General features: G+C 65.6%; 23 protein-coding genes and 1 tRNA gene. 7 read left to right on the top strand and 17 right to left on the bottom strand.

The features are described from left to right. Positions 1 to 180 precede the first annotated feature (180 nt). Both ACZYY4_RS08685 and ACZYY4_RS08690 read left to right on the top strand, forming a co-directional pair. Positions 181 to 3,045 (top strand): (Fe-S)-binding protein, encoded by a 2,865-nt coding sequence (locus ACZYY4_RS08685; protein ID WP_463809455.1) that lies wholly within the window; start codon positions 181 to 183, stop codon positions 3,043 to 3,045. Positions 3,046 to 3,109: 64 nt separating this feature from the next. Next, positions 3,110 to 4,417, top strand: a complete 1,308-nt coding sequence (locus ACZYY4_RS08690) for a pyridoxal phosphate-dependent aminotransferase (RefSeq protein WP_463809457.1) — start codon at positions 3,110 to 3,112, stop codon at positions 4,415 to 4,417. Between the two features lie 133 nt (positions 4,418 to 4,550). On the opposite strand, the gene rfbA is transcribed toward ACZYY4_RS08690, so the two are convergent. The 6 genes from rfbA to dcd all read right to left on the bottom strand — a co-directional run bounded on the left by rfbA (position 4,551) and on the right by dcd (position 10,564). Next, a complete protein-coding gene (gene rfbA / locus ACZYY4_RS08695) occupies positions 4,551 to 5,417 on the bottom strand; it encodes a glucose-1-phosphate thymidylyltransferase RfbA (RefSeq protein ID WP_463809459.1) in 867 nt (288 codons plus the stop codon). Between the two features lie 27 nt (positions 5,418 to 5,444). After that, a complete protein-coding gene (locus ACZYY4_RS08700; RefSeq protein ID WP_463809461.1) occupies positions 5,445 to 5,804 on the bottom strand; it encodes a nuclear transport factor 2 family protein in 360 nt (119 codons plus the stop codon). 29 nt (positions 5,805 to 5,833) lie between these two features. After that, complete coding sequence (locus ACZYY4_RS08705; RefSeq protein ID WP_463809463.1) at positions 5,834 to 6,592, bottom strand: maleylpyruvate isomerase family mycothiol-dependent enzyme; 759 nt, start codon at positions 6,590 to 6,592, stop codon at positions 5,834 to 5,836. A 29-nt stretch (positions 6,593 to 6,621) separates the two neighbouring features. Beyond that, positions 6,622 to 8,361: a DUF7159 family protein gene (locus ACZYY4_RS08710; RefSeq protein WP_463809465.1), complete on the bottom strand. Its 1,740-nt coding sequence runs from the start codon at positions 8,359 to 8,361 to the stop codon at positions 6,622 to 6,624. Between the two features lie 69 nt (positions 8,362 to 8,430). After that, positions 8,431 to 9,861, bottom strand: coding sequence for a DUF7159 family protein (locus ACZYY4_RS08715; protein ID WP_463809467.1), 1,431 nt, complete (start codon positions 9,859 to 9,861; stop codon positions 8,431 to 8,433). A 130-nt stretch (positions 9,862 to 9,991) separates the two neighbouring features. Then, a complete protein-coding gene (gene dcd / locus ACZYY4_RS08720; RefSeq protein WP_463809468.1) occupies positions 9,992 to 10,564 on the bottom strand; it encodes a dCTP deaminase in 573 nt (190 codons plus the stop codon). 153 nt (positions 10,565 to 10,717) lie between these two features. Between dcd and ACZYY4_RS08725 the strand changes: the two genes are divergently transcribed. Both ACZYY4_RS08725 and ACZYY4_RS08730 read left to right on the top strand, forming a co-directional pair. Beyond that, a tRNA-Gly gene (locus ACZYY4_RS08725) sits at positions 10,718 to 10,791 on the top strand. Positions 10,792 to 10,919: 128 nt separating this feature from the next. After that, positions 10,920 to 11,720 carry a hypothetical protein gene (locus ACZYY4_RS08730; RefSeq protein ID WP_463809470.1) on the top strand — a complete coding sequence of 267 codons (801 nt, stop codon included), beginning with the start codon at positions 10,920 to 10,922 and terminating at the stop codon, positions 11,718 to 11,720. On the opposite strand, the gene ACZYY4_RS08735 is transcribed toward ACZYY4_RS08730, so the two are convergent. The 11 genes from ACZYY4_RS08735 to ACZYY4_RS08785 form a co-directional block, all read right to left on the bottom strand. Continuing rightward, positions 11,717 to 13,141: a tyrosine-type recombinase/integrase gene (locus tag ACZYY4_RS08735; RefSeq protein WP_463809472.1), complete on the bottom strand. Its 1,425-nt coding sequence runs from the start codon at positions 13,139 to 13,141 to the stop codon at positions 11,717 to 11,719. The genes ACZYY4_RS08730 and ACZYY4_RS08735 overlap by 4 nt on opposite strands. 56 nt (positions 13,142 to 13,197) lie before the next feature. Continuing rightward, positions 13,198 to 13,398, bottom strand: coding sequence for a hypothetical protein (locus ACZYY4_RS08740; protein WP_463809474.1), 201 nt, complete (start codon positions 13,396 to 13,398; stop codon positions 13,198 to 13,200). After that, positions 13,395 to 14,063, bottom strand: coding sequence for a recombinase family protein (locus ACZYY4_RS08745; protein WP_463809476.1), 669 nt, complete (start codon positions 14,061 to 14,063; stop codon positions 13,395 to 13,397). The genes ACZYY4_RS08740 and ACZYY4_RS08745 overlap by 4 nt, the downstream gene beginning before the upstream one ends. Beyond that, positions 14,060 to 14,320 (bottom strand): hypothetical protein, encoded by a 261-nt coding sequence (locus ACZYY4_RS08750; protein ID WP_463809478.1) that lies wholly within the window; start codon positions 14,318 to 14,320, stop codon positions 14,060 to 14,062. The genes ACZYY4_RS08745 and ACZYY4_RS08750 overlap by 4 nt, the downstream gene beginning before the upstream one ends. A gap of 101 nt (positions 14,321 to 14,421) precedes the next feature. Beyond that, positions 14,422 to 15,135 carry a hypothetical protein gene (locus ACZYY4_RS08755; RefSeq protein ID WP_463809479.1) on the bottom strand — a complete coding sequence of 238 codons (714 nt, stop codon included), beginning with the start codon at positions 15,133 to 15,135 and terminating at the stop codon, positions 14,422 to 14,424. Between the two features lie 349 nt (positions 15,136 to 15,484). After that, positions 15,485 to 16,804, bottom strand: a complete 1,320-nt coding sequence (locus tag ACZYY4_RS08760; protein ID WP_463809481.1) for an AAA family ATPase — start codon at positions 16,802 to 16,804, stop codon at positions 15,485 to 15,487. A gap of 5 nt (positions 16,805 to 16,809) precedes the next feature. Then, a complete protein-coding gene (locus ACZYY4_RS08765) occupies positions 16,810 to 17,883 on the bottom strand; it encodes a hypothetical protein (protein WP_463809483.1) in 1,074 nt (357 codons plus the stop codon). A 291-nt stretch (positions 17,884 to 18,174) separates the two neighbouring features. Next, on the bottom strand, positions 18,175 to 18,495 hold the full coding sequence (locus tag ACZYY4_RS08770) for a hypothetical protein (protein WP_463809485.1): 321 nt from the start codon (positions 18,493 to 18,495) through the stop codon (positions 18,175 to 18,177). 172 nt (positions 18,496 to 18,667) lie between these two features. After that, positions 18,668 to 19,015, bottom strand: a complete 348-nt coding sequence (locus ACZYY4_RS08775; RefSeq protein WP_463809487.1) for a hypothetical protein — start codon at positions 19,013 to 19,015, stop codon at positions 18,668 to 18,670. 297 nt (positions 19,016 to 19,312) lie between these two features. Then, positions 19,313 to 20,017, bottom strand: a complete 705-nt coding sequence (locus ACZYY4_RS08780) for a hypothetical protein (protein WP_463809489.1) — start codon at positions 20,015 to 20,017, stop codon at positions 19,313 to 19,315. Beyond that, on the bottom strand, positions 20,014 to 20,199 hold the full coding sequence (locus ACZYY4_RS08785; RefSeq protein ID WP_463809491.1) for a hypothetical protein: 186 nt from the start codon (positions 20,197 to 20,199) through the stop codon (positions 20,014 to 20,016). Before ACZYY4_RS08785 ends, ACZYY4_RS08780 begins: the two co-directional genes overlap by 4 nt. 245 nt (positions 20,200 to 20,444) lie before the next feature. On the opposite strand from ACZYY4_RS08785, the gene ACZYY4_RS08790 reads away from it, so the two are divergent. From ACZYY4_RS08790 to ACZYY4_RS08800, 3 genes are all read left to right on the top strand, one after another. Then, positions 20,445 to 21,575: a hypothetical protein gene (locus tag ACZYY4_RS08790; RefSeq protein ID WP_463809493.1), complete on the top strand. Its 1,131-nt coding sequence runs from the start codon at positions 20,445 to 20,447 to the stop codon at positions 21,573 to 21,575. Between the two features lie 520 nt (positions 21,576 to 22,095). Next, positions 22,096 to 22,551, top strand: a complete 456-nt coding sequence (locus ACZYY4_RS08795; protein ID WP_463809495.1) for a Panacea domain-containing protein — start codon at positions 22,096 to 22,098, stop codon at positions 22,549 to 22,551. Between the two features lie 51 nt (positions 22,552 to 22,602). Beyond that, positions 22,603 to 22,998 (top strand): hypothetical protein, encoded by a 396-nt coding sequence (locus ACZYY4_RS08800; RefSeq protein WP_463809497.1) that lies wholly within the window; start codon positions 22,603 to 22,605, stop codon positions 22,996 to 22,998. The last annotated feature ends 51 nt before the right edge of the window (positions 22,999 to 23,049 follow it).

The raw sequence follows: 23,049 nt of genomic DNA on the forward strand, positions 1-23,049 counted from the left end.
CAGTTAGGCCAGCCTGCGTCGCGCTGGGCGGGACCGGGGTGGCACTATGGGCGAGCATCAAGCAGCGCTTGAACAGGTATTGCGCAAGGTTGGCGGTAAGTTACCCGTCAGTAACTCTAACTAAGTTACTGGCCGGTAACTTGTGGATGGGAGAGACACTCCGTGACCGAAAATGTCCAGATGCTGATCAGGCTGGTCGTCGGCCTGTCCATGACGGCGGTCGTCGGCCTCCTGGCCGCACGCCGGGTGTTCTGGCTCTACCGGCTGGTCATGTCCGGCGTGAAGGTCGGCGCCGAGCGGACCACCGACGTCAAGACCCGGGTGTGGACCCAGATCCGTGAGGTCGCGGGCCAGGCCAAGCTGCTCATGTGGGGCATCCCGGGCGTCGCGCACTTCTTCACCATGTGGGCGTTCTTCGTCCTGATCACGGTCTACGTCGAGGCCTACGGGCAGATGTTCCAGCATGACTTCGCCATCCCACTGGTCGGCCACTGGGACGCGCTGGGCTTCCTGCAGGACTTCTTCATCACCGCGGTGACCCTGTCGATCTTCGTGTTCATGATCATCCGCGTCCTGCGCAACCCCCGCGAGATCGGCCGGGCCTCCCGGTTCTACGGCTCACACAACGGTGGCGCCTGGCTGATCCTGGTGATGATCCTCAACGTCGTCTGGACGTTCTTGCTGCTGCGCGGGGCCGCGGTCAACACCGGCAGCCTGCCCTACGGCAAGGGCGCCTACCTGTCGCAGCTGATGGGCAAGATCATGGCGCCGCTGGGGCTCGCTGCCAACGAGAGCATCGAGACCGTCGCGCTGTTGCTGCACGTTGCGGTGGCACTTGGCTTCCTGTTGATCGTGCTGCACTCCAAGCACCTGCACATCTTCCTGGCCCCGATCAACGTCACCTTCAAGCGTCTGCCCAACGGGCTCGGTCCCCTGCTGCCGATCGAGTACGAGGGCGAGCCGCTGAACTTCGACGACCCCCCGGAGGACGCGGTGTTCGGCCGCGGCAAGATCGAGGACTTCTCCTGGAAGGGCATGCTCGACTTCGCCACCTGTACCGAGTGCGGCCGCTGCCAGTCGCAGTGTCCGGCGTGGAACACCGGCAAGCCGTTGAGCCCGAAGTTGCTGATCATGGATCTGCGTGACCACTGGATGGCCAAGGCTCCCTACCTGCTCGGCGACAAGGAAGCGCCGGCCGGCGACGTCGACCTGGCCGACGCTAAACCGCTGGCGGGCCACCACGTTCCGGAGAAGGGCTTCGAGCGCATCGGCGGCTCCGGCCCGGAGCAGGCGACCCGGCCGCTGGTCGGCACCGCCGAACAGGGCGGCGTGATCGACCCCGATGTGCTGTGGTCGTGCACCAACTGCGGCGCCTGCGTCGAGCAGTGCCCGGTGGACATCGAGCACATCGACCACATCCTGGACATGCGCCGCTACCAGGTGCTGGTGGAGTCGGAGTTCCCGTCCGAGCTGGCCGTGCTGTTCAAGAATCTGGAGAACAAGGGCAACCCGTGGGGGCAGAACGCCAGCGAGCGCACCGCCTGGATCGACGAACTCAACTTCGACATCCCGGTCTACGGTCAGGACGTCGAGAGCTTCGACGGGTTCGAGTATTTGTTCTGGGTGGGCTGCGCGGGCGCCTATGAGGACCGCGCCAAGAAGACCACCAAGGCGACCGCCGAACTGCTGGCCGCCGCCGGGGTGAAGTTCCTGGTGCTGGGCACCGGAGAGACCTGCACCGGCGACCCGGCCCGCCGTTCCGGCAACGAGTTCCTGTTCCAGCAGTTGGCCACCCAGAACGTCGAGACGCTCAACGAGTTGTTCGACGGTGTGGACAAACCGGACCGCAAGATCATCGCCAGCTGTCCGCACTGCTTCAACACCATCTCCCGCGAATACCCGCAGCTGGGCAGCGAGTACACCGTGCTGCACCACAGCCAGGTGCTCAACCGGCTGGTCCGGGACAAGAAGCTGGTGCCGGTCACTCCGATGTCGCGGGACGTCACCTATCACGACCCGTGCTTCCTGGGCCGGCACAACAAGGTCTACGAGCCGCCACGTGAGCTCGTCACCGCTTCGGGCGGCAACCTGGTCGAGATGCCGCGAAACCGCGACCGCTCGTTCTGCTGCGGGGCCGGCGGGGCCCGGATGTGGATGGAAGAGCACATCGGCAAGCGGGTGAACCACGACCGCGTCGACGAGGCGCTGGCCACCGGTGCCACCACGATCGCCACCGCCTGCCCATTCTGCCGGGTGATGATCAGCGACGGCCTCGACGACCGCATCGAGGCCTCCGGGCGTACCGGCGTGGACGTGCGTGACATCGCCCAGCTGCTGCTGGATTCGCTGGATCTGTCCGGGGTGACGTTGCCGGCGAAGGGCACCGCTGCCGAGCATGCTGCCGAGCGGGCCCCGAAGAAGGCGGCGTCCGCGCCTGCTCCCACGGCCACCGCGACGGTGGAGAAGCCGGCCGAAGCCCCGGCAGCCGAGGCCAAGACCGCGGCCCCGGTCAAGGGGCTGGGAATGGCTGGTGGGGCGAAACGACCCGGCGCCAAGAAGGCCGCCCCCGCCGCAGCCGCATCGGCCGCACCGGCCTCCGAGGCAAGCACCGCGGCCCCGGCCGCCCCGGTGAAGGGGTTGGGGATCGCCGGCGGCGCCAAGCGTCCAGGCGCCAAGAAGGCGGCGGCCTCCGCGGCGCCGGCCTCCGAGTCCGGCACCGCAGCACCTGCGGAGTCGGTTGCGCCCGCCGCACCGGCTGAGCCCGCAGAACCGGCCGCCCCCGCGGCACCGGTCAAGGGGCTCGGGATGGCGGCAGGCGCCCGCAAGCCCGGCGCCAAGAAGGCGGCCCCGGCGGCTGCGGAACCGGCAGCCGCAGCCGCTGAGCCCGCATCGACGGCCACCGAACCCGCCTCGGCCGCTACCGAGCCCGAGGCTGCTCCCGAGGCCGCTCCCGAGGCTGCTGCGCAGGCCGAAGCCCCCAAGGAACAGCCCCCGGTGAAGGGGCTGGGCATCCAGCGCGGGGCGAAGCCGCCGGGCAAACGCTGAGATAACAAGTTGGGGCCGTGTGGGTGCACATACGGCCCCAACTTGTTTCTCGGGCAAATTTTGATTGGACAGCTATGGGAACATTGTCGACGTGACCGCTCATCAGTTGCCCCATCAGATGCCCTGGTCTGCCGCCGGCAGTCAGTTGAGACAGCGCACCTTCGCGCAGTCAACAAAACTGCAGGACGTCCTCTACGAGATCCGCGGTCCGATCCACGCCCAAGCCGCCCGGATGGAGTCCGAGGGGCACCGCATCCTCAAGCTCAACATCGGCAACCCGGCGCCGTTCGGCTTCGAGGCGCCCGACGTCATCATGCGCGACATGATCCAGGCACTGCCGTACGCGCAGGGCTACTCCGACTCGCAGGGCATCCTGCCGGCCCGCCGCGCGGTGGTCACCCGCTACGAACTCGTCGAGGGCTTCCCCCGCTTCGACGTCGATGACGTGTACCTGGGCAACGGGGTATCCGAGTTGATCACCCTGGTGCTGCAGGCCCTGTTGGACAACGGGGACCAGGTGCTGATCCCGGCGCCGGACTATCCGCTGTGGACGGCGTCGACCTCGCTGGCCGGCGGCACGCCGGTGCACTACCTGTGCGACGAGACCCAGGGCTGGCAGCCCGACATCGCCGACATGGAATCAAAGATCACCGAGCGCACCAAGGCGCTGGTGGTGATCAACCCCAACAACCCGACCGGCGCGGTCTACGGCCGCGAGGTGCTCAGCCAGATCGCCGAGTTGGCCCGCAAGCATCAACTCCTGCTGCTGGCCGACGAGATCTACGACAAGATCCTCTACGACGACGCCGAACACACCAACATGGCCACCCTGGCGCCGGACCTGCTGTGCCTGACCTTTAACGGGCTGTCGAAGGCCTACCGGGTGGCTGGCTATCGGGCAGGCTGGGTGGCGATCACCGGACCCAAGGAGCACGCGACCAGTTTCCTGGAGGGCATCAGCCTGCTGGCAAACATGCGACTGTGCCCGAATGTGCCCGCCCAGCACGCCATTCAGGTGGCGTTGGGCGGCCACCAGAGCATCGACGACCTGGTGCTGCCGGGCGGGCGCCTGCTCGAGCAGCGTGACGTCGCCTGGACCAAGCTCAATGAGATTCCGGGCGTCTCCTGCGTCAAGCCGAGCGGCGCGTTGTACGCGTTCCCGCGCCTGGACCCCGAGATCTACCCGATCGAAGACGACGAGCAGTTGGTCTTGGATCTGCTGCTGCAGGAGAAGATCCTGGTCACCCAGGGCACCGGGTTCAACTGGCCGGCGCCGGACCACCTGCGCATCGTGACGCTGCCGTGGGCCCGCGACCTGTCCAGCGCAATTGAACGCCTGGGCAACTTCCTGGTCGGCTACCGACGCGCGTAGGGCGAGGCCGGGGGCCAGTCCGGATCGTAGGTTCCGCCGTTCTGCCAGTGTTCGGTGACGTGCGGCACGTTGTCGAGGTAGTGGTTGCGTGCGCGCTCGGCCTTGATGCCGGCTCTGCGATCCTCGGCGCGAGCTACCGACGCTCCAACAACCCCGAGAGGTAATCTCCATACCCGGATTTGCGCAGGGACTCGGCCCGGGCGGCGAGTTGGGCGTCGTCGATGAACCCCATCCGCCAGGCCACCTCCTCGGGAATCCCGATCTTGAGACCCTGACGACGTTCGATGGTGCGCACGTAGTCGCCCGCGTCCAGCAACGAATCGAACGTGCCGGTATCCAGCCACGCGGTGCCGCGGGCCAGTGCCTGGACGCTGAGCCGGCCCTGTTCGAGGTAGGCCTGATTGATGTCGGTGATCTCATACTCGCCGCGCGCGGATGGCTTTAGGCCCCGGGCGATCTCGACGACGTCGTTGTCGTAGAAGTACAAGCCCGGGATCGCGTGGTGAGATTTGGGGGCGGTCGGCTTTTCCACCACCGACATGGCCTTGCCGTCGGCATCGAACTCAACGACGCCGTAGGCCGACGGATCGGCCATCCAGTAGGCGAAAATTACCGCGCCCGAGACTGATTGGTGACGACGCAAGCTCGTGCCGAGGCCGGGCCCGTAGAAGATGTTGTCCCCCAACACCAGCGCGACCGATTCAGAGCCGATGTGCTCGGCGCTGATGACGAACGCCCGAGCCAGTCCGTCGGGCTGATCCTGGATCGCGTAGCTGATGTCGACCCCGAATGCGCTGCCGTCGCCGAGCAATCGCTGAAAGGCCGGCGCGTCGTGGCCGGTGGTGATCACCTGGATGTCGCGGATACCGGCCAGCATCAGGGTGGACAGCGGGTAATAGACCAGTGGTTTGTCGTACACCGGCAGCAGCTGCTTGCTGACGCCCATCGTGATCGGATACAAGCGAGTGCCCGAGCCACCGGCCAGGATGATCCCGCGCATGATCGTTGAGCCTAGATCAATTCGGCCTCAGTCGGCGCGGTCGGCCTCGGTGAGATCCGTGGCGGCCAGCGCCGCATCCAGGTCGTCGTGGCGGAACACCGCCGTGACATGATCGCGCACCACCCGGAATGCGACCGCCTGGGCCGGCTCGGCGCCGACGGGCGTCAACTCGGCCACCACGACACCGTTGTGCACGTACATCCGGCCGATGCCGGCGGTGATCTCCGCCGCCGCGGCCCAGCGCCGCAGCTCCTGATGGCCCTGCCCGGCACCGTCGGCGTCGGCTACCTCGATGTCATCGCTGGAAAGCTTTTCGAGGGTGTCCAGGTCACCGGCGGCCAAGGCGTCGTGCCAGGCCAGGATGGTCGCGATCTCCGATGTGCTCATGCCCTGCAAACTACCGTGTGCCCTCGCAGTCAGAACGCGGTGTGGTCGAGCCACTCCTGCCACACCGTGGTCTCACCGAACATCGCGATGTCGGTGTCGGCCACCGGAACCCGGCGCATGGTCGCCAGAAACAGGTCGCGGGCCGGGCCCCGCAGTGCCACCGACCCTTTGCCGTGCTCATGCGACCAGCTCAGCGCACCGGTGTCCGCCGACCGGTTGATCGTCCACTCCCCCGCCTCCGCCAGGCCGTCATCGGTGGCGTGCAGGTGCACACTTTGGCCGTCCGCCAGCAGCGGTTGCCCATCGCGCCCGATGCGCGCCGCGATCAGGTCGAGCCATTCGGTGATCCCATCGGCGGCCAATTCCGGCGGCAGTACGAAGTGGTGGCCGAGCGCCAGCGCGGCGTCGGCTCGGTGCACCGTCGCCTCGTGCAGCCGGCGGCGCAGCCACCAGACCGCCGGACGTGGACCCAGGAACGTCCACGCCGGAGTGTCGGCCCCGATCTGTGTGATCGCGTCCACCACCAGTTGGGCGCCGTCGTTCAGCCATTCGGTGGCCGCGTCGGGGTCTGCGGGGGGCTTGCCGTCGACGACGTCGCGCGGAGCCAGCGCATGGTCCAGTCGATCGGCGACGATCTGTGCGGCCCAACGATGTCCGCGCCCGACGTGCCGGAAGAGCTGCGTGAGATTCCACTCCGGACAGGTCGGGACCGCCAGCTCAGGATCACCGGAGCGGACCAGCTCACCCAGGGCACGGGTCTCATCGAGCAATGCTGCGGCGTAATCCACGCCGCCAGGCTAGTCGATTGCGCGTCGGCTCAGAAGGGCCAGCCGCCGCCCCGGCCGCCCTTGTGGCCGCCACCACCGCCGCCCCCTCCGAGGCCGGGGAACCACGAGCCGCCACCGCCGCCACGAGCGCCGCCGCTGCCGCCGCCCAGCCCCGGCAGCCATGGGTTATTTCCGCCGCCGTTGGTGCCGACGCCGGGCAGCCACGGCGACGGGTTGCCGCCCTTCTTGCCGCCACCATCAAGATCGGGCAGCCACGACGGGTTGCCGCCCTTCTTGCCGCCACCATCAAGGTCGGGCAGCCACGACGGGTTGTCGTTCTTGCCGCCCCCGTTGTTACCGGGCAGCCAGGACGGGTTGTCGTTCTTGGGGGGACTCTGGGCGGGCGGCTTGAAGATCGGCGGCAACTCCGGTTGCTTCGGGGCGGGTGCGGCCGGTGACGGAATCTCGATCGGTACCGGCCTGGGCACCTGGATCGGCACGGGGATCGGTATCGGTGCAGGAGCCACCGGCGCGGGAGCTGCCGGAGCAGGCGCTGCCGGGGCCGGTGCGGGGGCCGCGGGCACCGGTGCAGGGGCCGCCGGAGCCTGCGCAACAGGTGGCGCCGGGGCCGCCGGGGCGGGAGCCGCCGGAGCCGGCGCGGGGGGCACCTGGACCGCCACCTCGGGGACCGGGGCCGGCGCCTGCTGGGTGGGCACGACGATGTGCTGTTGCGGGGCGGGGTGATCGGATGCTGTGGGCCGGATACTGACCGCCAGCGCCACCACCAGGGCGGAAACCCCGACGACGAAGAAAGCCGCCAGCCCGCTGCCGGCCAGCAGGAAGGGCCTGCGGCGCCGAGGCGGCTCGATGTCGTCGAACAGGCGCAGCCCGGAGCTGGGCGCATAGTCTTCGACAACGCCGCCATCGGTGCTGTCCATGTCGGCGAAGGCCAGGTAGCCGCTGTCGGCGTCGTCAGGGACCGCACTGTAGGCCAGGGCATGCTCGTCGTAGTCGGTCGCACCGCCGGCCCGGTAGGCGAGGCCCAGCGCGACCAGCTCCGGATCGATCACGCCGGTGCCCGGGTCGCGCGCCCACGCCAGCGCGGACGTCGACGAGTCGAACAGCGGCGCATGGGCACTGGCCAGCGCCGCGCCCCGCGCCAGCGCCATCTCCGGCTCCTCGGGCACGCTGACCGGGATCGGACTGGCCGCATCCAGTTCGGGCTTGACCAGGCCGACATTGACTCCGGATCCGACCACGAACAAGCCGCCGGGCCTGGACTCCAGCCGGCCGGCCTGCGCGGCCAGGGCGGTCAACTCGCCGATCGCCGCGTCGTCATCGGCCGGCAACGCCACCCGGTGAACTTCGGTGATGGATCCGTCCGTCGAGTCGACGACTGCCAACGTCGCACCGTCGGGCTCGATGAACATCAATGCGGTCCGCTCGTAACCGATGGTTCCGCCTACCGTCTGCGCCAGTGCGGCCGCCGCCAGGAAGGCCGACACCAGCATCACGTTCTCGACGCGGCGGTCGGCCAGCGCGTCGCGCAACTGGCCGGCCTGCAGCTGGTTGGCGACGGTCACACCCGTCGACGCCAGCCGGTAGCCGCCCTCCTGGGCGCTTTCCCGAGTGCCCACGATGGCCGACACCACCTGGTCGGGAAACGCCGCGCCACCGGTGTCCACCTCAAAGCCGTCCTCGTCGACGGTGACGCCACCGGCGTTCTCCCCTTCGACCAGGACCATGCGGACCGACGGCGGTGCCATCGACACGCCGAGAACGATGTCCACCGCACCTCCTCCACTACGGCCGACGATTGATTAGCCCATCTTATCGGTTTGCGGGATAAATCCCCACCATCAGAAGTGCAGGCCCGGAATCGGCAGCGGAATCTTGATCCCGGGTCCCTTGCCGCCACCGCGCCCGCCACCGTGCCCGCCGCCGTGGCCACCGCCGGGACCCCAACCGCCGCGGGGCGGTCCGAGGATCGGCGGGCCGCCGGGCAGACCCGGAATGTTCAGGTTCGGCATCATGGGCGGAGGAGGCGGCGGCGCGGCCGGTGGTGGCGGAGCCACTGGCTGGGGCGCAGGCGCTCGTGGGGCTGGAGCTTGTGGCGGGGCCGGTTCGGCGGCAGGCGCTGGTGCTGGAGCCGACGCCGGTGGGGGTGGGGGCGGAACGGCGGCCTTGGGCGGCGCGGGCTTCTGGGTGACGACGTTGGCGCGCACGTCAGGACCGTGATGGTTGGCCGCTCGCATGCCCACCGCCATTGCGATCGCCAGAGCCAGCACCCCGACCACGAACAGCGCCGCCACCCCCCCGGTGACCAGTATCGGCTTGCGTTCGCGCTGCTGGATCCCGGTGCTGAAGTCCAGCAGCCGGGAGTCGACCAGTTCGGGATCGTCGACAACGGGCTGGGCCCCCGAGAGCAGGTAGCCGCTGTCGGTGTAGTCCGGAACCGCGCTGTAGGCCAGCGGCTCATTGGTGGCGGTGGCGTTGTAGTCCACCGCCTCCGGTGCGACGTAGGCGTAGCCGACACCAGCCAGGCCGGCCAGCGCCGGGTCCAGCGCTCCGGTGCCCGGGTCCTGCGCCCAGGCCAGCGCCCGGGTGGACGACACGAAAAGTGGTGCGTGCGCGCTGGCCAGCGCCGCCCCGCGGGCCAGCGCCATGTCCGGCTCCTCGGGAGCGCTGACCGGCAGCGGACTGACCTTGTCCAACTCCGGTTTGATCATCGCGACATTGACACCGCCCGAGCCCACCACGAACAGCCCCTCGGGCCGCGATTCCAGCCGTTGCGCACCGGCAACCATGTCGGTCAGCTCGCCGACCGCTCGCGTGTCGTCGGAGGACAGCTGCTGCCGGCGAATCTCGGTGATCGCGCCGTCATCGGAGTTGACCACCGCCAAAGTGGCCACCTCGGGTTCAACGAACAGCAGCGCTGTGCGGGCGTAGCTGGTCGCACTGCCTACCGCCTGGGCGAGCGCGGCGGCAGCCAGAAACGCCGATACCAGCATCACGTTCTCGACCTTGTGCCCGACCAGGGCCTCGCGCAGCGCGGCGGCTTCGGCCGGGTCGCTCCAGGTCACGCCGGTCGAACTGAGCTGATAGCCGCCCTCGCGAGCACCCTCCCGGGTGCCCAGGATCGCAGAAACCACCCGCTCCGGCGCGCTCTGGCCCCCGGCACTGACGTCGAAGTCGTCATGCTCCACCGTCACCCCGTCGGCGCCTTCGCCTTCCACCAACACCATGCGGACCGTCGAGGGCGCTACCGACATCCCGAGAACGATATCCACCTAAAACCTCCACCCCACTGCTGATCGGCCAGGACTGGGGGCCGGACCCCCGCCGGGGTCAGCCGATAGCGGCTTCATCGCAACGGCGCGGCAGCCGTCACATCCGCAGGACTACCCCACATCCGAAGGGCTAACCGGACTTGATGAAGTTCTGGTACGAGCGGGACGGCGTCGGCCCGCGCTGGCCCTGATATTTCGACCCTACCCGCGTGCTGCCGTAAGGGTGCTCCGCCGGACTCGTCAGCCGCAGAAGGCACAGCTGACCGATCTTCATCCCCGGCCACAACGTGATCGGCAGATTAGCCACGTTGGACAGCTCCAAGGTGATGTGACCGGAGAAGCCCGGGTCGATGAATCCCGCGGTGGAGTGGGTCAGCAGGCCCAGCCGGCCCAGGCTCGACTTACCCTCCAGCCGGCCGGCCAGGTCGTCGGGCAGCGTGCAGCACTCCAGGGTGGAGCCCAGCACGAACTCGCCGGGGTGCAGCACGAACGGCTCGCCGGCTTTCGGCTCGATCAGGGTGGTCAGCTCGTCTTGTTGCTGCGCTGGGTCGATGTGGGTGTAGCGCGTGTTGTTGAACACCCGGAACAGATTGTCGAGGCGGACGTCCACGCTGGACGGCTGTACCAGGGCGTCGTCGAAGGGGTCGATACCCAGCCGGCCGGCGGCGATTTCGGCCCGCAGATCGCGATCGGAGAGCAGCACCGCACGAGCGTATCCGCTCGGCTTGCGCACCGCCCGCAGCGTCGAGTGTGCGGTTTGGTTCGGCTTTCGACGCCTGGGCCAACGATTCCGCACAGTCGGCGCGATCGTTGCCTGGCAGCCGGACCGCGAATGCTAGCCTGCTAGCGCACCAGTGCCGATGTAGTTCAATGGCAGAACATCAGCTTCCCAAGCTGAATACGCGGGTTCGATTCCCGTCATCGGCTCCACGTTGAGCAGGGGTTTTACCGCGACCAGCTCGCCCGGTGAGAGCGATGGTCCCTTAGCGGTCCCTTGTCCCGTTTCCATACAAGGGAAACATCACGCAAGGTCACAAGCTGTCTGCCATGATTCCTATGTGACAGATGGGGCAGGCGGAGAGCCGGATCAAGCGGATGGCCAGACCACTTTGTTCCGGCAAAAGCGATGCTTTATCGCGTCGCCCATCGGGGCATCAGGCAGTGAAGATCGTAGGCGTAGCGACCTAGTAAAGACCTACATCATTGACGAGGCACTCCACCCGCTCGGCTACGAAACTATCCGCGCAGACGAGATCGACAAGTCAGGGGAAATCACAACACAGATCGTTGCCGACCTCATCGAAGCCGATCTTTTGATAGCGGACTTGACGGGTCACAACGCCAATGTGTTCTACGAACTTGCGATCCGACATTCGTTTCGGAAGCCGTACATCCAGCTGATTGAAGAGGGCGAAGACTTGCCCTTTGACGTCCGCGCCTACAGAACGGTGTTCGTAAACCACCGCGACCTTGAGAGTGCCGCTAAGGCCCGCGAGATGCTTGCAAACATGGTGCGTGACATCGAATCTGGCGCAGATATCCAGTCGCCGGTCACGCACGCCGTCAATCGGCAAACGCTTGAGACGTCTACCGATCCTCGGGGCCAGGAGTTAGCTCAGATTGGCCAAATGGTCGAGCGGATCGACCTCCGCCTGCGAAAGATGGAGACCCCCGGCAGCAGACCGCGTTCAGGACGCGATATTGCGATCCGGCGCAGGCTCATCGATCTGTTTGAAATGGCCTACGCTCGGGTGGAAATACCCTGGGAAGCGGTTGCAGAACTTCGCAAGATCGCTGATGGCGAACCGGCCTTGAACAAGCTTCTTGATCGCTTAGAGCGCGACATTCCGCCCTTCTAACCCGTCAGCGGCACAACATTTCTGGTGTAACTCGGCTTCGGTGTAGCCAAGGCCCCGAGCGCGGCCATGTTGCCCGCGTGGTCATCCGTGTTGATCAGGTGGGCGTACACGGTCAACGTCGTCTTGACGTCTCGGTGGCCCATGAGTTCTGCGATGTCGATGGGCCGTATCCCCGCAGCGATACACATGCTCGCGTAGGTGTGGCGAAGGGAGTGAAACGACTGCGCGGGTGACAGCCCGGCGGTCGGCGTCAGGCGGTTCGCCCGCAACACAGCGGGCCGGTACACCGCCTTGTAGAACGTCGGGTGCCGTAGCGGCTTCGACCAGTCGAGGTCAAGACGCGCCTTGGCTTCGGTCACCGACAGCGCGGCGAGAGCGTCGGCTTGTCGGCGGGCTTTCGCTTTCGCGGTCGGGCTGGCGGCGCTGCCGTTTCCTGTGGCCGTCGCGCCATCGGCAATCGGCGTAGATACCCCGGTGGGCCGGGGTGGGGTCAACGCCACACCGGGCCACAATGGCGCGGTCGGCTTATCGGCACCCGGGTGCTCCGCGAGGTAGTCGCGCAGCAGCACCGTCGTCTCGGGAGTGAGCGATACGCGCCGATTGGAGCCGGGGGTTTTCGGCGCCACGTAGACCAGCTGCGCCCCGATGACCCGCGCGGCGCGCTGTACCCGCAAGGTACCCGGCTTCGTGGGCGCATTCGGGTTCAGTGATGGCGCGGGTAACTCCACATCTCCCACCGTCAAACCCGCCAGCTCCCCCGCTCGCAACCCGGCCCACGCCGCAGTGTGGACCAGTGTGTTGTAAGGCCAAGGCGTTGCGGCGACAAGAGCGGACACCTGTTCCGGGGTGAGGAATTGCTTCGGGTCGTCCACCACTCCTATCGGCCCACCCTTGCGGGCGTGTTCCTTGGGGAGCTTGACATGATCGGCGGGGTTCTTGCTCAGCCGGCCATCAACCACCGCCTGCTCCAACACCATTCGCACCGTAAAGAACGCATGGCGGACCGTGCTCGGCTTCTTGCCTGCGTCGGTCAGCGCGTTCACCCAATCCTGGATGTATTCGCGGGTGATCTTGTTCAGCGGGTAGCCGCCGAACATCGCATCAATCCCCAGTGTCTTGCCGTCGCCGCGACGGGTCGCCGCCGGGGCGAGGGCGTAGGCGTGGTTGTTGTGGGTCGCGCTCTTGAGGTCGGCCCGCGACCTCAACCACCACGTAGCCGCGTCACGGAACAGCACCTTTCCCCGCGCCGGGTCGAAGTCCATCCCCGCCGCCACCGCCGCGTCAGCCTTCGCAGCGAACGCCTTGGCCTCCTTGCGGGTGCGAAACCCACCCTTTGTCAGCTGTTCGCCGTCCGGTGTGTACCAGCGCACCACGTACGTTGTTGTGCCGCTGGCGCGTACACGCTTCTGAATACTTGCCACGGGTCAATTCCTTTCGGTTGGCTGGGCGGTCACGTGTTGGCTGCGGCGCGGGCCGGTCACTCGGGCTCCAAATCGTCGTCTAGGTGGTGCCCGCAGTTGTGGGTATAGGCGGGTTCGTCGGGGTAGTACCGCACGTAGTACACCGGCTCGCCGTCGTCACCGGTGAAGACTTCGGCGACGGTGCCGATTTCCCCGACAGGCCACGGCTCGCCCTTCGCTAGCAGGCGTACCTTGTCGCCTACCTTGAACTTGTTCATGCTGCCGCCTTATCTCTGTTGGCGCGCTTGAGGATGTCGCTGACCGTCGTCGGGTACCACCGCACCCCGCCGCGTGGTGTTGGTATCCCGCGCTCGGTGAGTTCCCGAGCAATCATGTTGGCGCTCAGGCCGTCGCGGGTGTGCATGTGCGTGATCTGCTCGGCCAGGGCGGGGTCTACCTGCGGTGGCCGGCCAAGGCGCTTGCCCGCCTTGCGCGCTTTGGCAAGACCTTCGCGGGTGCGCTCGCTGATCTTGCGGCGTTCCTCAGCAGCCACCGCTATGCGAATGTCGGCGAGTAGGCGCTGGCTGGGATCGCCGCTGTCGGCCTTATCGCAGTCCATCAGCCGCCAGGCGTTCCGCTCGGCGCGCTTGAACAGCTTCGCTGCGTCCTCCTGGTCGCGGGTCGCACGGTCTAGCGCCCGCACCAGCAGTGCATCGGCCACGCCCGACTCGATAGCCGCTATCGCAACTTCCCTGCCGTACATGCGATCTGATGCTGCTCCGCTAACAACGTCGCTCGTCACGGTCAGCAGCTCGTAGCCGTGAGTGAAGCAGAAGTGTTCCAGCGCTTGGTGTTGCGCGCCAAGTCCGTGGCCGGTGTCGCCCTGCTTGGCGGTGGAGACCCGCACGTAGCCGACCACCCGTAGCGGCTTCGCCCCGGTCACCACTGCCCACCGCCCGCGACGTAGGGGTTCTGGGTCAGGCCGGTGTCGGGGTCGGTAGCCGGTGCCCACTGCATGGCCGGCGGGTTGTACCGGCCATCGGGTTGCGGCCCGACCGGTAGACACGGGTCGCTCCATGACCCCGCGTTACCGGTCGGGTCGTAAGCGCAGTACGGGAACGGCACAGGGTCCGCGTTGGCTATGGCCGGGGCTACCAGCGCAGCACCCGCGATGCCCAGCGCGACGAGTAGTCGTCTCATCGGTCCTCCTTGTTTCGCCTAAACCGCCGAAACGGTCATTACGGCTATTACGCTACGCCAGCTAACCAATAAATAACGTCTGGCCTGCGGTGATGGGCTGATCAGCGCATCTTTCGTAGCCGACCTAACCGAGCGGCTGCCCTATTCGCGGCGGCGGCGTCGGCGGTCGCGTCCTCCAAGGTCGCTAGCTCCCGACCCGGCGGGCGGCTAGGTGGGCCGCTCCGGGATGCGTCGGGGCCGGTGGGCTCGTCGGGCCGGTCGTAGCGGTCTCGCTCGGCCTCGCCACGAGGGGGCCGCGAATCGGGCTCGTCTACGAGTTCCGCGTCCACGACCTCCATAGGCTCTGACGCGACCAGGGCGGGCGGCTCCGGCAGCAGGCCCTGTCGGGCTTGGGACTCGGCGCGCGTGATCTGCGCGACGCCGACGATGTCGTTCATGACTTGCTCCCACGGCTGGACTGCCGACACCTCAACGGTCGTAGTCGCCTTGCCCATTGCGCGGTCCAGGGCGTCGCGAATCGCCGCGAGCGCGACGTGATCCGGCACGTCGCCGTCGAGCGCTATCCCCAAGAGTTTCTGCACGAGGGCATCGCAGGATTGCTCTAAGCGCCTCTGCGCCTTGGCTCTTACTTGCGGGGCCGCGCCGCCGTGGTGATAGCACACGTTCCCGCCGAGCATGGGCGGGCGTTTACACGGCTCGCCGGTGCGCGAGCTTCTAGCAGTACACCGCATCCCGCCGCTCTTGAAGTCCGTGGTCGCTTCGCGGCTGTCCTTGGGCGCGGTCGAAGGGTTACGGCTGCTATTGGTTTCATTCATCGTTCGCTCCTCATCTCATCGGGTTCCGGGTCGGGTGTAATCCACGGGCCGGGGCGGTGCGTTCGGGTTCCGGCGGGGCCGCGTCAGGTGCCCGCGCCTGTTGAGCCGGTTGGGTTGCAGCCAATACGGCGGCGGCTGTTCGGTGTAGACGTTCATGCAATCGCCATTTCTCTCTCGGTGTTTTCGGCTCTCCGACAACGCCGCTAACCTCGCCACGCCCCGGTACCGGCCTAGACCCGGCCACGTCGCCGCTGAACCTCGCCACCTCGCCTACTACGTAGGGCGACGGCGAGGTCGGCGAGGTTCGCTCAGACCTCGCCACGGCGAGGTTTGGCGAGGTTCGGCGAGGTCACCCATTTTCGGCCTCAGCGTCATCATTGGCGACGTCAGAATCAGCAAGCGCGACCTGGAATTTGGGGTGCACATAGCTAGCTGATTCCCGATCGTCGGCTTCCCGGTACGCCTTCGCTACCGCGTACCAAACGCCGCCTCTGGGGTTCGGCGTCGTCGTCAGGTGTCGTCCGCGGCCATCACTTTCACTCGCAAGTACATTGAGCGACAGCCGAATATCAGCCCGCGTCGGGGCGTCATCTTTGCCCGCGAACTGAGCCATGATCGCGTCCTCGGTTCGCTTCTGCGAGCGGTCCTTTTCACTCTCCGTCCGCTCCAGGTAGCGGCTCACCAACTCCATAACGCGGGTCGGCTTCTTGGCCCGCTTACCGGGCTTCCCCTTGCGCGACACATTCGGGTCCGGCAGCGACAGATGAGCTTTGATCTCATCAACGCTCGCCGTCGCGTCTAGGTGGAACTCGGCTACCAGCAGCCCGTCCTGGTGATCATCGTTTAGCCCCAGGCCATGGACATACCCCTCGCGGTCCTTAGTACCAACTCGCAACGTCGCCATCCCCCGGCGCCCACGGCCAAACGGCTCCACCTTCTCCACCGTGTACGCGGCTCCGGTTAGCCCGGCCATCTTGTGCTGGCTTCCGAAGGCAAACCCGTTTCGGTCGCTGTTCTTTGGTACATGGTCGATAGCGACGGTCGCGGCATTCGTTTTCTCCGCTATCGGCAACAGGATCAAGTCATGCCACCGGGCAACGTCAGTCGCGGCATTCGGGTTCAGCCCGCACAGCGCCAGGGAGATATTCGCGCCGTCGATGACCGCTATGTCGTACTTGGACCCCAACAACTCCGCGAACGCCATCCGGTCGATGTCGAGCGTGTCGGGACTCTGCTTAGGCCGCACGTACACCAGTCCGGCCTTCAAAGCATCTTGCGATACGCCCAGCCGCCGTAGCCGTTTGACGATGGGATTGGGCGTGGACTCGTAGTCCACATACAACGCCATGCCGCCGTTCTCAAGCACCTGCGCTACCGCGTATTGGGCCAACCATGATTTGCCGGACCCAGTTTCACCGTGGATCGAGTGCGTACAGCCTGCATACAGCAGGCTCTTGCCGTCGTCGCGGGTGAGTAGCGCAGGCACCAGTTCGTCAATGTCGCCATATACATATTCGTGCAGATCAACAGGCGCCCATGACGATTGCTCGCCTGCCGCGCCGTGTTGGTACGCCTCCCACAGCCGGTTCAGCCGGTCGTCAAATATCCGGTCCCGTAGCGCGCGCTCCAACTCGTCAGGGTCCGGCTCAAAATCAATGCGGTTGCTCACCGGGCTCACCGTCCCTGCTTCGTGTAGGCGGGCCGGTAGGCGGTGCGGTATCGCGGGCGGTAGCGGCGGCGGTATCGCCGCCGTTCAGTCGTCGTAGAGGCACGCTCGGCCCATTCGGCCGCACTCCGCACCGTCGCCCGGCCTCGTGCTTTCGCCACCGCACCGGCTACCGCCGACTCAATCTCACGCACGGCAGTAGGCCGCGGTCGGGCATCGCCGGCCAGCTCCCCACGCGCGCGGGCTTCCATGACTTCCAGGTAGGCGTTGCCGATCTTGTTAAGTGCCAACACCAGACCCCCGCGGCCTTCTTGGGCCGCATACACCGCGTGCTGGACCTTGACGATCATCGCCTTGTGGGCACCCTCGGACCCATTCGCGATCATCCGTACCAGCCGTGCCGTGTCCAGGTACATGCCCAGCGTTCGGCTCGGCGAGAGTTGCTGTAGGTCGGCTATCGCGAGGCCAGCACCGGGTTGACGCCTTACCCATTCGGTCGCCTCGCCCCAGCTCGTCTCCACCGTCGCATCAGTCGGGCGTACTGCCGCGAGGGGGCGCACTCCGTCGCGGTCCAGCCGGGCCACCAAGCCGCGCAGCCCCACCGTCCCGCCCGCGTACAGCCGGGTACGTACCGGCACCGGCTCGTCGGGGTTCTTCCAGTTCACCGAACCGGGGCACCGCAGCACCCGGTCCAGGTTGAACACGCCGTCGATGGTCCGCCCGTTGTGGGCACCATTCGGCGACCACAGCGCGCTCCGTGCCGCGTCCTGGGCGACCGCGCCGAAGCGCCACCAGATCTCGCGGAGCTCATCGCGGCTTCGGTCGCGGTCGATAACGTTGCTGTCGCCGCGCGGTGACCCGACGCGCCAGATCGGCTGTAGACCGTGGCCGCTTTCGATCAGGGCCACCGGCGATGCACCCAGGTAGTCGGCCAAGGTCCATGCCGCGGCATCGCACTGGTCGAGTGTGTCGAGGCTCTTGCCCGGCTTGACATCGAAGTCCGCGAACAGCGCCCGAACGCGGGTGACGTCGCCTTCACGGCCTTTGCGTCCCTGCCGCACATGCCGCCCAACAGGGTTCACACCAAACCACACGTCGCGGTCCTGCGGTGGACACCAGCCGGCCAAGTCGCCTACCTCATACAGGTGCGATCTGAACGGTTCGCCCGGGGAACGGGTGCATATCGGAATACGTTCGCGGGCAGTGGCTCCGAGTGCAGCAAGCACGTCATACGCTGTGTATTCGCCATCGCTGGCGAGGTTTTGGCGGGTGGCGGGCTCAGGTATCATCGGGTACGCCTGTCTTGATCCTTCAGGTTCGTTTGTTCGGTAGTCCCCGGTGCGCCCGCCAATGTGTGTGCCGGGGATTTCCATTTACTGTGCTGCATGGGCTTTCGCCGCGCGGCCCGCGTGGACGCCGGTAAATTTGCTCGGCTCAGTGCTCTTGCACGACTCAATCCACGCGTCACCGTCGCGCTTGGAAAACCAGTTCCTGCCTTGCAGCTGAGTGGGTTTGATTCTGCGGTGGATCACCGCCTGCTTCACTGCATGCCGGGTTACGCCGAGCAGTCCGCGCTCGTAACGCAGGTATTCGAATAGCTGCTGCTCGGTGAGCACCGGGTCATCGTGTTTCACAAACAACTCCAGGGTCGCTGTCCTGGCCTGGTTGAAGGCAGGACAAACCAACACCGGCACCAGGATTGGTGTTCGGTGCACTCCCTTTTGGTTGTTGATGAACGGCGTATCTGCCCGCCAAGGTGGCGCCGTTCGACCGGACCTAACTACTCGGCCCAAACTCCGATACTACCTGAACCGCCGCCGCGCCGCCGACCTTTTGACCGGCGAACGCGACAGCGGCGGAACGGGTTTAGGCGGACGAGGGTTGCAGGCGTGATACGCCGTGCACCTTCAACTCCATTCTGACCTCATCGCTGCTCCACTCGCGCGATCGAATCACTTTTGACAGCGAACCCCACAGCACTGCAGCCATGTCCTCAACCGGGTCCGGCCCGATGGTGCTCAAGGTCAAGGTGTCTCCGTCCAGCTCAGCAGTCGCGTGACCAACCACCAATGTGGCGGGGCCGCCGGTCGCCTCCACCAGTCGCCGCAGCGACACAATCGGCGGTTCCGCGGCAATCGCGCTGGCCACGTACTCGTTCAGCTTGTGCTGTAGTTCCTGTCTGAATTCGTCATCCAGGATTTCGGCATCTATCATTTCTGTTGCCTTCCTTGGCATCGTCCCGCAGGCGAGTCCCGCAGCCTCGCCACCCAAGCTACGCGGATCAGCAATGTTGCATCAGGCACAGCGATTTCGGGCGCACCGCCGTATTGCCGCCTGGTTGCCCCGTGGAGCGAAGAACGATTTTTGGTGGAGTCAGGCGAAGGGCCAGTTTGGTTCAACGGGCAAAAACTGTGGGCCAGATCACATTGCTTACCGACCGCTGCGAACCGCCCCCGCTATCACCCTGTCGTCCGGGTGCTCGCAGGCCACCAGCGGCCATAGCAGCGGGGTCTACCGTCGCCGTCGAAGCCGTCGCCGGATGGCGGCCCTCCACCGCATCCACCGGGGCGCGGTGCGTGCCCATGCGGGGTCCCGCATATCGGCTAGGCGTTCGTGAGCAGCTAGGACCGCCAGCGTTTGGCCGTCCTCTGCAATCTCTATGGCGCGGTCGCGGCATGCCGGGCACACCATGAACATAAGCAAGTATCGACCGCGCAGGCAGGGCCAGAACTCTACGGCACGTTGACCTTTCATGCCGCCGCACTGCGGCATGATCTGAACTTGGCAATGCTCGGCGGATACCCGCCGAACCGCACCGTGCCAGGTTGTGCGGTACACGGCGGCAAATAGGTCTCCGTCAGTATCGCCGCGCACTGCGATAACTTCGGGAGACCCAACAAAGTTGACGAGCACCGCGGCATCGTCAGCGTTGGGATCTATGGTCTGCCCGTCGCCATCTGTGACTTCGACTTTGCCGCTGTTTACCGCCAGGTGTAGCTCACGATGCGCCTTGGTCGCGACGGTATACATTTCGGGGCACTGCGCCGGGTCCCAGAGCTGCCGCAGGTCCGCGCCGAGACGCCAGTTGAATGTTCGCGCCACGATCCGCTCCGCGTCGAACATCGCGGCCACAATCGGATTGTCGGGGTTGGGCGGTCGGTCGGTGCCGTACTTGTCGATGAGGCGCTGGGGACGCTTCGGGTCGATAGTGCTCATGCGGTTCTCCTCATGCCCTGAACAAAGTTGTAGAGGTCGACGGTGCTGTACCAGATGGCTCCGCTGATCTTGTAGCTCGGCAGCGTCCGGTCGTTGGTCGCTTTGGTGACTAGTCCGATACCGACATTGCTCAGGCCCATCGTGTCCCGGTACCACTCGACCGCGCCTGTCTTGCCTTTCACGGTGGGGTCGGGCGATAGCTCTAGTTTTGTCGGTGCGGTTGCACCGTTTGCGGGTTGTTTCGGTATCGCAGGCGTTCGGGCCACTTCGCTCTCCGTAATTCGTTGGGAATACGGCTATTCCGGGACTACGCCTACGCTACCTCGCTACTACCCCGGAAGTCCGGCGTTAACTAGTCGCACCGTTAATCGACTCTCGCACAACGTGTTATCGGGGTAGCGTCGGCCCGACTACCAATCTTGAGGAGATGGCGATGGCTAAGGGAATTTCAACCCACGGCGATGTGCTCGTTAATCAGACCGCCGATGGCGTTGACCTGAATGACATCTGGGCCGAGGTACAACAGGTACTGGAGCTTTGGAACGCCGAGCGCACCAGTATCGCCAACCTACTGAGCTACCGCACGGTCAATGTCGCTGACGCGATCCCGCAGTCGATTTCAAGCGACAGCTTTGAAAGCGCAACAGAATTCGGAGAACCACGCGCCATCCGCCCGCCGAGCGATGTGCTGAAATTGGGTTACAGCTTTCGTGACTACGACATCAGCTTGCGCGCGACGTGGAAATTTTTGCGCGAAGCCACTGCTGAGCAAGTTCAGGCGCAGGTCACCAGGGTGTTTGAGGCGGACTCGAAACTCACAAATGGAACTGTTCTTAACCGGCTGTTTGGTACCGCAACGGAATTTAATGAGTGGGGCCATATTTGCTATCCACTCTGGGCGAACGACGGCATGGTGCCCCCGCCGTACCTCGGGCAGACGTTCGACGGAACGCACTCCCACTATCTCACTAGCGGCTCAACAGTTCTCGACGCGGCTGACGTGGAGAACATGATCAAGCATGTGCAGGAACACGGCTACGGCGTACCGGGCACCTCAAATAGCGCAACGCTTTTGCTGATGATGAACCCGCTGGACGTTGAGGATGCCGCGGTGACCGCGTGGCGAGCCGGGGTCGAGTACCGCACCGGCGCACCTTTGCCGAAGCACGATTTCATCCCCAGCGCGCTCATGCCTGCGTGGATCTCCAACGAGACCGTCCACGGCCCAATCCCCAACGCCGAGCTCTACGGATTGCAAGTTTGGGGTTCGTACGGGTCCGCGTTGCTGATTCAGTCGAACTACGTGCCGAAAGGCTACGTAGCCCTGGTGGCGACGGGCGGGCCAGGTAGCGATGCCAACCCGGTGGGGTTCCGCGAGCACATCAACCCGGCGTACCAAGGGCTTCGGCACATTCCCGGCCACTGGAACGGCTACCCACTACAGGACAGCTTTTTTGCCCGTGGGTTCGGTGTAGGCACCCGGCACCGGAGCGCGGCGGTGGTCTGTCAGATCACAGCGAACGCGTCCTACGCCGCGCCTACGACGATTGCGACGTAACCGTGGCCGGTGTTCATGCCCCCGAGCCTTGGCGGGAACCGCCGCCCAGGAAAAAGCAGTTCTATGCCAGCTCACGCGACCCACTCACCGGCCAAGCCGAGACCGGCGATACCGAGATGTCGTGGGGCGAGGGCTTGGTGGCCCCGCACGCGAACGGGCTACCACCGTCGATGGGCGGGCAGTACATGCCGAAGGGTCCGCCGGTGGAACTGCATGGGCTTTCCCTCACGCCCCGGCAGAAACGCCGGCCACCCAACGAGGCGCGCGGGTACCCCGGTGACCAAGTAGCCCGGTAACCCTAGACGCAGCAGGGGAAATACCCACAGTCGCCGGGTTCACCCGACTACGGCCACGCGAGGCGGTACGACAGCGGCCCCTAGGCCCGGTCCGGGGCGGGCTGGCTTGGGTGGGTCTCCCGAGGTGGCAGGAATGGTTGTCGTACCGTTGGCGTATATACACAAGGGAAACCACGCTACAAACATGTTATCCACAACGTTATCCACAGGAAGGGGCGAAAATCATGGCTGACACGTACTCGGCGATCACCATCGCCAAGTGGTTCGTTGATTGGGCAAACGCCGACGATGCTGACATCACGAATCTCAAGCTGCAGAAACTGCTCTACTACGCGCAGGGCCACCATCTGGCCGTCCACGGTCGGCCACTGTTCAGTGACGAGATTCAAGCGTGGTCGCACGGACCCGTCGTCCCCGACGTCTATCACTCGTTCAAGGAGTTCGGCGCGGGTTCAATTCAACTCGCTGACGATGACCCATTCGAGTGGGACGATGTCGACTCGGCTACAAGTCAGTTTCTTGCCAAGGTGTGGAACACCTACGGCGGCGTAGCCGCGTGGAAGCTGCGAAACATGACACACGCGGAGGCTCCGTGGGTGGAACACTTCACCCACGGCGAACGGTGTGTGGTCATCCCGCAGGATGAAATCAAGGCGTACTTCGCATTTCGGGCTGGCTAACCGGTGACAGATCGAAGGGATCGCAAAAGCCGGCAAAAGGCGGCTAAGCCAGTGCTGTCAAGCGAAGGTCTTCAGCGGTCGTCGTCACCACAGCGCGACTATCAGCAGTCGACGCCGGTGTTTTGTCTTCACCACCTCCATCCGGATTACGGCGTTCAAGCGCTCGGAGATAAGGACCGCCAAGCGCAGCTCGCGCTCACGATGCACAAGTGCGCGCAAATGCGCTGGATTGAAGTCCACCAGACGGGTCGGCACGCCTCCGGCTCAGAACTGATACCGGCCAGCAAGATCAAGGCCCCGATACCGCCAAAATTCTCGGACCAAGACAAGTTCGTGGCAGTCAGATACCACGGAAAGTTGCCCATGGTCGGTGTCCGCATCAACGACGTATTCCATGTCTTGTGGGTTGAACGCCAGTACGGCGATGTCTACAACCACGGCGGCTAGACAACGCTAGCGGAACCACCAGGTCAAACTGCACTTCCAATCTGCCGCAGC

The sequence above is a fragment of the Mycobacterium sp. IDUB_21 genome (genome assembly GCF_055419425.1).

Coding starts and splice junctions, on each gene's coding strand:
- ACZYY4_RS08780 (WP_463809489.1), bottom strand. CDS start 20,017: ATGAGCACTATCGACCCGAAGCGTCCCCAGCGCCTCATCGACAAGTAC.
- ACZYY4_RS08740 (WP_463809474.1), bottom strand. CDS start 13,398: ATGAACAAGTTCAAGGTAGGCGACAAGGTACGCCTGCTAGCGAAGGGC.
- ACZYY4_RS08750 (WP_463809478.1), bottom strand. CDS start 14,320: ATGAGACGACTACTCGTCGCGCTGGGCATCGCGGGTGCTGCGCTGGTA.
- ACZYY4_RS08790 (WP_463809493.1), top strand. CDS start 20,445: ATGGCGATGGCTAAGGGAATTTCAACCCACGGCGATGTGCTCGTTAAT.
- ACZYY4_RS08775 (WP_463809487.1), bottom strand. CDS start 19,015: ATGATAGATGCCGAAATCCTGGATGACGAATTCAGACAGGAACTACAG.
- ACZYY4_RS08700 (WP_463809461.1), bottom strand. CDS start 5,804: ATGAGCACATCGGAGATCGCGACCATCCTGGCCTGGCACGACGCCTTG.
- ACZYY4_RS08795 (WP_463809495.1), top strand. CDS start 22,096: ATGGCTGACACGTACTCGGCGATCACCATCGCCAAGTGGTTCGTTGAT.
- ACZYY4_RS08685 (WP_463809455.1), top strand. CDS start 181: ATGCTGATCAGGCTGGTCGTCGGCCTGTCCATGACGGCGGTCGTCGGC.
- ACZYY4_RS08755 (WP_463809479.1), bottom strand. CDS start 15,135: ATGAATGAAACCAATAGCAGCCGTAACCCTTCGACCGCGCCCAAGGAC.
- rfbA (WP_463809459.1), bottom strand. CDS start 5,417: ATGCGCGGGATCATCCTGGCCGGTGGCTCGGGCACTCGCTTGTATCCG.